The organism is Microcystis aeruginosa LEGE 91341 (genome assembly GCF_015206885.1).
GTDB classification, from domain to species: Bacteria; Cyanobacteriota; Cyanobacteriia; order Cyanobacteriales; family Microcystaceae; genus Microcystis; species Microcystis aeruginosa_H.
The window spans coordinates 1-5,710 of record NZ_JADEXY010000194.1; the positions used below are offsets into that span (position 1 = coordinate 1).

A 5,710-nucleotide genomic window follows, 5' to 3' on the forward strand; every position below is an offset into this window, starting at 1 on the left:
AGTTGGGAATCTGGTAATGTACCGCAAGTCCTTCGTCATCGCTGTGCTTATCTAAATGGTTGCCTTTTTTAACTTTTTTATTGATCTCATTAAGCATTTCTACTTATTGCAAAGGTGAGATGCTCCCATAGGATACCTTGTAATTTATATTTGAGTTTACTGGTGACATGATCGGCGATTTCTTGTTTTAAAATATCTCTAAAAGTTGTAATTTGTTCGATACCTGTACTCGTGGAATTTTTATTAGTTCCCTTCATCTCGATAATTGTCAGCAGAAGTAAGTCATTCTGAATAAAAAGAGATAAATAATCAGGTCTTTTCTGCTTTTGATTTCTAACAAGAGGATCCTCCCGACGATCAGTTTTAAATAAAATACAAACGGAATCTTTTTCTTGCTTGGTAATCCGAAAGCTGACACCGCTTTCGGGTGGAGCGATCCGATCGGGTACGGTACAGAAAATAAGCAAATTTTCTAAAAAGTTAAATTTTTGCCAATCGAGTTTATTCTTCTTCTGAGGAACATCCTTCTTCGGTTTCTTGGTTTTGTTGTCCTGCTTCATAAATTGCAAAAAACTTTTGTTGAATATCAACTGATACATCGCTGAGAGTATCCCAACGAATACCGTATTCAGGGTCGTGTAAAGAAAGTAATTGATTATTTTTCATTTCATAGGCGCTAACCTGTTCCATTTTAAGAAAAGCTCGGCTATCTTGCAGATAAAGCAATTTAGCTTGTTCGGCTAAAAGTTCTGGATTTTGGTGATTACCATTAACAATATTGTTAAGATGAGCCATCAAATAGGGGCTATGAGTCGTCAATAAAATTCTAACTCCTAAATTTACTAAAATCGCTAAAGATTCTAACAATTTTACCTGAGATTCTGGATGTAAGTTCATTTCAGGCTCATCGATCACCAGAAAATCCCCCGATTTTGCTCGATAGCGTAAATAGAGTAAAAGCGGGGCTAATTGTTTAATAGACGAGGAAGCATTATAAAGATCGATCTCTAAACTTCTTTTTACCGAAACTTTAATTTCTCTGCCTCCAATTTTAGTCTTTTTAAAGATTGTTTTATTGTTATTTTGAATATACTTTTCAATTTGATCAGCTAATTTTTGAAAATCATTTTTGTTTTTGGCAATGGGATCGGGCTTATTTTCTAGTTCTATGTCAGTTAAAAAATCTAAAAAATCCTCTACTGGTTGAGGATAGCGAATATCTCCCTGTTCTTTCAGTAACTCTAACTGTCTATCTCGATTAATACGTCTATTAATACGTCCTTGTGTCAATAGCTCTCTCTGATTCCCTTTAAGTAGCTTATATCTTCTATTGCCCAGCATTTTATAGGTATTTATAAAAGCGTTTCTTTCGGCGGGTAAAGGAAGTGCGTCGGAAAATGAAAATTTTACAACAGCAGCAACAAAATTAAGAAAAACTATGTCTTTATAATTATCAATTTTATCTTCTTTTTCTTGATAAAATAAAATCTCATTATTGTTCTCGCTTCGCTCGATTTTCTTGATTCCAAGTGAAGCTAATGACCCGCGATATTCAATTGTATCCGCTAAAACTTTTTCTATAGCTGTTTTAATATCATCTTCGGAAATTTCGATACTGAATTTCGTTTTTTCAAAAATCTTGCCGCTAGAATCTTGGAAAAAAGATTGTAGTTTTATCCCGCTAAATTCAGATGCGGACTTTTGAACAATTTCGGATATAACATCATAAAAATGTCGGTCTATTTTTAAAGACCAATGATCGGCTTGATTTGTAAATTCTATTTTTTCTAAAATTTCACTAGAAAAATAAAAGCCGTCAAGCTGATTAATCCATAACCCATAAATCGAGTAGGCGATATAAGTTTTATTAGAATTATTCGGGCCAATAATAACGGTTAGAGGCCGAAGATCCACTTCTGCCTCTTTAATACTACCTAAATTCAAGAGTTTGATTTTCATCATAAAAACGAACACTCCGAATACAGACCCTTATTTTACCCGATTCGTACTCGCTTGCGCCGATTCTTTGGTTTTATCTTCAAACGCGACCTTGATCGAGAAACGAACAGCGATCGCTTTCTGAGAAAAGATCGATCGCCAACCGACAATCCAAAACGCTGTCATTACCTTTCTAAAGCAACAAGCTAGTGGTTAGCTGATCACTGAAAGCTCCTTAAATATCTAACCTTTGGTAGATGCTATTAAGATGATTTAGGTGCTGCTGGGGATCAAAGCAACTTTCGATCTCGTCGGGGGATAAAATGCCAGTAACTCGCTCATCTTGGCTGATAAAAGCTTTAAAATTGCCGTTATCGGTGTTCCAAGCGCGATGGGCGTTTTCTTGGACGATTTTATAGGCAGATTCCCGGCTAATTCCCTTACTCACTAAAGTTAAAAGAACTCTTTGACTGAAAATCACGCCACCGTAAACATTCATATTTCGCTTCATGTTTTCGGGATACACCAGCAGATTTTTAACTAAATCGGTGATTTCCTTGAGCATAAAGTGGGTCAAAATGCAAACATCGGGCAGCATCACCCGTTCTACGGAACTATGGGAAATATCTCTTTCGTGCCAGAGGGCGATATTTTCTAAGGCGGAAACGCTATGACTACGGATAATTCTCGCCATTCCCGTTAAGCGTTCTGAACGGATGGGATTACGTTTATGGGGCATAGCGGAGGAGCCTTTTTGTCCTTTGGAAAAGTATTCTTCCACTTCTAGGACATCGGTTCTTTGCAGGTTGCGAATCTCCACGGCAAAACGTTCGATCGAAGCCGCTAATAAGGCTAATTGTTGCACATAATCGGCGTGTCGATCGCGCGAGATAACTTGAGTGGAAGCGGTATCCGGTTCTAATCCTAACTTCTGACAGGTTAAAGCCTCAATTTTCGGATCAATATTGGCATAGGTTCCCACTGCACCGGATATTTTACCGATGGCGATGTCTTGGCGCAAGCGAATTAAACGATCGCGTCCTCGCAGCACTTCCGCTAACCATCCCGCTAGTTTAAAGCCAAAGGTGATCGGTTCGGCGTGAATGCCGTGGGAACGTCCTACCATGACTGTATAACGGTGTTCTTGGGCGCGATAGCGCAGGGCTTGGATAAAATCTTCTAATTGTTCTAAAATCAGGTTTAAACTGGCGACTAATTGTAAAGACAGGGCGGTATCTAATACATCAGAACTGGTTAAACCCAAATGAATATAACGTCCCGGCTCGCCCACATATTCGTTAACATTTGTTAAAAATGCGATGACATCGTGGCGCACTTCTGCTTCTATTTCTAAAATGCGATCGGGATTAAAATTAGCCTTTGCCTTAATTTCTGCCACTGCATCCCCCGGAATATAGCCTAATTCTGCCTGCGCTTCACAGACGGCTATCTCTACCTCTAGCCATGTTTGATATTTATATCTATCCGTCCACAAATTCCCCATTGCAGGGAGAGTATAACGCTCGATCACTATTAATTCTTCCAAGACAACCGTTTAATTGTATCGGATCGGGGCAAGTCTGGGAATAGGCAAGGGGCAGCGGGGAGTTTTGTTTTCCCCACTCCCTTTTTTCCGGTTAGTGATTCAGTAGTAGCGGTGAGGCTCTTCTAGGTTGTGTGTGATAAGTTTAACTTACATAGGATTGATCGATACTTTGTGTCCTTTGTGTCTTTGTGGTTCGTTCCACCCCCTCTCTAGGAGGATTATATCTTAAGAATACATTTTACCCACCAAATCCAAGAGAGCTGCGGTGAACTATCTTGTTTAATTTAGCTTGAATCGAATCCCTACCCTCTTGCTTCAACCCATGCTCGCATTTTACCCGGATTGTTCAATCCGTAGGGATCGACGAGTTTTTTAAATTCTAATTGCAGCGGATTAATCTGTCTGCTGCCGCCATCTTCCATGATATAAGTGTGAGGATTGGCAATGGCTGCCCCCTGTTGTTCATAGATAGCAATAATCTCATTTAATCGAGTTTCTGTGGTAAATTCTAGCAAGGGAAGACCGGCGGGAATAACTTTACCTTGAAATTTCAAAAATTCTAGGTGCATCATGATTTCCTCACCAAAATAATTATAGAGTTTCTCCACCGTGGCTAGATTAAAATAAAAAGCTTGTAGATAAGTTATCTTGGGGTTACAACTACGCGCGTGGAGAGTAGTATGATTCCAAGTAAATTCTAAGATACTATTACCTTTTTGGGTTTCTTCTGGCGTTTTATAGTAAGTCAGTTCACCATTATATTCTTGAATTAAAGACTCTAAGGCGACTCGATCGCTGTCAGATACTATTAACAAAACTGCCGCTTTTCCTGTGGGTAAATAATCCTTAAGAGCGATAAAATAAGCGGGAATTGGCCAAGAGTGAACACTAACCATTTTCTTAACAATGCCATCACTATCACTGAGAGCTTGACCAAATTTAGCGGCGGTGATAAAATCGGCAAAAGTAACGATAAATTCCGCCCAAGGATAACAGGGAGCGAGGGCTATTTCTAACTCGGTAATAATGCCATTGGTTCCGTAGGCATGATTGACTTTTTCTACCTCATCCCCCCGTAATTCGATAATTTTTGGTTCTGTTTCTAGGGTGACTAACTGCACTGCTTGCAGATTGCCCCTATCCTTCAATTGTCCATAATTAATTGAACCCATACCCACACTGCCACCCCCGATAAAACCGCCAATTGTCGCCGTCCGATAGGTAGAGGGAGCCATTCTTAATTCCCAACCAATTGCGCGAGCTTGTTTATCAAAAAATGCCATTTTTACCCCCGCTTCTACTCGCGCTGTCCCCGGTTCGATCGAGATAATTTTTGTTAGTTTGGTTGTGTCTAAAATTACTCCTCCCCCCAAGGGAACACATTGACCATAATTACCTGTACCCGCACCTCTAACTGTTAAAGAAGTTTGGTATTTAACGCAGGTTTTAGCGATGTCAATAACTTCTTGGCTATTGTGGGGACGAATGACTAAATCAGCCCGTTTATCTTGCAGTTTTGCCTCTAAAATGGGACTAAAATGATAATAATCTAAGGAAAGTTTCGCCACTTGCCCCGGATCGGTGATAATTTCCAAATGGGAAAGTTCTTCAATGAGATTTTGACAGTTAGATTTCATGGTTAGGTAGAGATTGCTGAAAAAGTGTATTGGTGGGGTTAGGATTCAGGATTCAGGATTCAGGAGATTATTTTTATTTGTTCTCCCCACACCCCAATTCATAATTCATAATTCATAATTCATAATTCATAATTCAAAAAGGAAAAATTAAAAACCGATCGCCTAGGCGGTCGGTTTTACTAAGAAGTATAAACTTTTATTAACTTTGTTTGCTGAGAAACTGTTGAGCTTGTCTAATAGCGGCAGCGCCGATATTGAAGACAGCCCAGCCACCAGCAATAAGCAAAGGGGTTAAAACGATTAACACTCTCCAGTCCATAGATTTTCTTCTCCTCGGTCAGTGCTTAAAAGATTGTTACTTGATTCTCATCTTATATTTATACCCTAAACCGCCCCTTTTGGGAATCCGGTATCAGTACCTTTTCCCCCATGAACGAGGGCAAGTTTAGCATAGCGCTCGGCGTGTTCGATCAACTCTTGAGCCTCCTGTGGCGACACTTCCCGGACGCGTTTAGCGGGAATGCCCACCACTAAAGATCGCGGTGGTATATCTTTTGTCACAATACTACCCGCCCCGACAATACTACCC

The 5,710-nt window shown here is 39.8% G+C and carries 5 protein-coding genes and 2 pseudogenes; all 7 read right to left on the reverse strand.

Annotated features, from left to right (window positions below; all coding sequences use genetic code 11):
* Positions 1–92: 92 nt before the first annotated feature.
* Positions 93–560, reverse strand: a pseudogene (locus tag IQ234_RS19525) (hypothetical protein); the annotation flags it as partial.
* On the reverse strand, positions 502–1,962 hold the full coding sequence (locus IQ234_RS19530) for an AAA family ATPase (protein ID WP_193958304.1): 1,461 nt from the start codon (positions 1,960–1,962) through the stop codon (positions 502–504). The pseudogene IQ234_RS19525 and the gene IQ234_RS19530, both read right to left, overlap by 59 nt.
* A gap of 27 nt (positions 1,963–1,989) precedes the next feature.
* Complete coding sequence (locus IQ234_RS21670) at positions 1,990–2,124, reverse strand: hypothetical protein (RefSeq protein WP_002747389.1); 135 nt, start codon at positions 2,122–2,124, stop codon at positions 1,990–1,992.
* Between the two features lie 49 nt (positions 2,125–2,173).
* Positions 2,174–3,469 (reverse strand): adenylosuccinate lyase, encoded by a 1,296-nt coding sequence (purB, locus tag IQ234_RS19535; RefSeq protein ID WP_193958306.1) that lies wholly within the window; start codon positions 3,467–3,469, stop codon positions 2,174–2,176.
* Positions 3,470–3,786: 317 nt separating this feature from the next.
* Positions 3,787–5,121, reverse strand: a complete 1,335-nt coding sequence (locus tag IQ234_RS19540) for an FAD-binding oxidoreductase (protein ID WP_193958305.1) — start codon at positions 5,119–5,121, stop codon at positions 3,787–3,789.
* Positions 5,122–5,320: 199 nt separating this feature from the next.
* Positions 5,321–5,440, reverse strand: coding sequence for a photosystem II protein Y (locus IQ234_RS19545; protein WP_002747397.1), 120 nt, complete (start codon positions 5,438–5,440; stop codon positions 5,321–5,323).
* A 65-nt stretch (positions 5,441–5,505) separates the two neighbouring features.
* Positions 5,506–5,710: pseudogene (locus tag IQ234_RS19550) on the reverse strand (gamma carbonic anhydrase family protein); the annotation flags it as partial.

What these genes read in the sequence shown, in the direction of transcription:
- IQ234_RS19530 (WP_193958304.1), bottom strand. Translation starts at nt 1,962, where the DNA reads ATGATGAAAATCAAACTCTTGAATTTAGGTAGTATTAAAGAGGCAGAA.
- IQ234_RS19540 (WP_193958305.1), bottom strand. Translation starts at nt 5,121, where the DNA reads ATGAAATCTAACTGTCAAAATCTCATTGAAGAACTTTCCCATTTGGAA.
- IQ234_RS21670 (WP_002747389.1), bottom strand. Translation starts at nt 2,124, where the DNA reads ATGACAGCGTTTTGGATTGTCGGTTGGCGATCGATCTTTTCTCAGAAA.
- IQ234_RS19545 (WP_002747397.1), bottom strand. Translation starts at nt 5,440, where the DNA reads ATGGACTGGAGAGTGTTAATCGTTTTAACCCCTTTGCTTATTGCTGGT.